Source organism: Ruegeria sp. AI2, from assembly GCF_056541275.1.
This window is the reverse complement of the sequence record NZ_JBQFYB010000060.1, coordinates 1-1099: the sequence shown is the minus strand read 5'-3', so window position 1 is coordinate 1099 and position 1099 is coordinate 1. Positions and strand designations below refer to the sequence as shown.

At 56.1% G+C, this 1099-nt stretch carries 2 protein-coding genes; one reads left to right on the top strand and one right to left on the bottom strand.

The features are described 5' to 3' along the window. The coding region (locus tag ACR0LL_RS21135) for a dicarboxylate/amino acid:cation symporter (protein WP_480589266.1) at positions 1–789 on the top strand (789 nt) is incomplete at its 5' end. A 56-nt stretch (positions 790–845) separates the two neighbouring features. Here ACR0LL_RS21135 and ACR0LL_RS21130 read toward each other — a convergent pair. Then, positions 846–1099, bottom strand: a 254-nt coding sequence (locus ACR0LL_RS21130; RefSeq protein WP_480589264.1) for a TRAP transporter large permease subunit, incomplete at its 5' end; no start/stop codon positions are given.

Below are 1099 nucleotides of genomic sequence, written 5' to 3'. Positions count from 1 at the left end.
GAACTGGCGATGAAAATCGTCGAGATCGTCATGGCCTTTGCGCCGATTGGCGTGTTCTGTCTGATCGCACGGACATTTGCGTTGGAGGGCTTTGAGTTGTTTGCCCCTGTGATTGGCTATCTGGCCACGATCAGCCTGACCCTGGTGTTCCATTTATGCGTCACGCTGATGGCGTTGCTCTATGTTTTCACCGGGCTAAACCCGCTGGCATTTTTGCGGAAAATGCGATCCGCGCAGGTCTTTGCATTCTCGACCTCCAGCTCGAACGCAACCATCCCGGCGAGCATGCAGTGCGTGACCCAGCGGGTGGGCGTGGACCGCTCTGTCGCCTCGTTTGGTGTTCCCTTGGGCGCGACAATCAACATGGATGGAACGGCGATCATGCATGGCGTCGCCACGGTCTTTCTGGCAAATGTGTATGGCATCGACCTTGGTCTCGGCGGGTATCTGACCGTCATCTCTATTTCGGTCCTGGCCTCGATCGGTACTGCTGGGGTTCCGGGTGTGGGCATGGTCATGCTTGCAATGGTTCTGAACCAGCTGGGCATGCCGCTGGACGGCATCGCGATCATTCTGGCGGTTGACCGGATTCTCGACATGATGCGCACCGTGGTCAACGTCACCGGTGACGCGGTTGTCACGACGATTGTGGCCGACAAGGTCGGCAAGCTGGATCGTGCCGTTTTCGATGATCCTGACGCAGGTATAAGCGATCTGGCGCATCTCGAAATCGACCACGACGCCGAACGCGCGTTTGCCGAACTGACCCACGCAAAACACACACCTTAAAAAGAGAGACCGGAGGCCTGCCGTGGCCCCCGGTCTTTTGATAAAACCGTTCCGGATCAGTTCGGGATCAGATCGGGTACAATCGTCACAATCGTAGGGAAGAACCACAGGATCGAAATCCCAACCACCTGAATGACCACAAACGGTATGATCCCTCGATATATGTGACCCGTGGTCACTTCTTTTGGTGCAACGCCACGCAGATAAAACAGCGCAAATCCAAACGGCGGCGTCAGGAACGAGGTTTGCAGGTTCACCGCCACCATAATCGTCACCCATTTCGGATCAAACGACCCGCCATAGATCACCG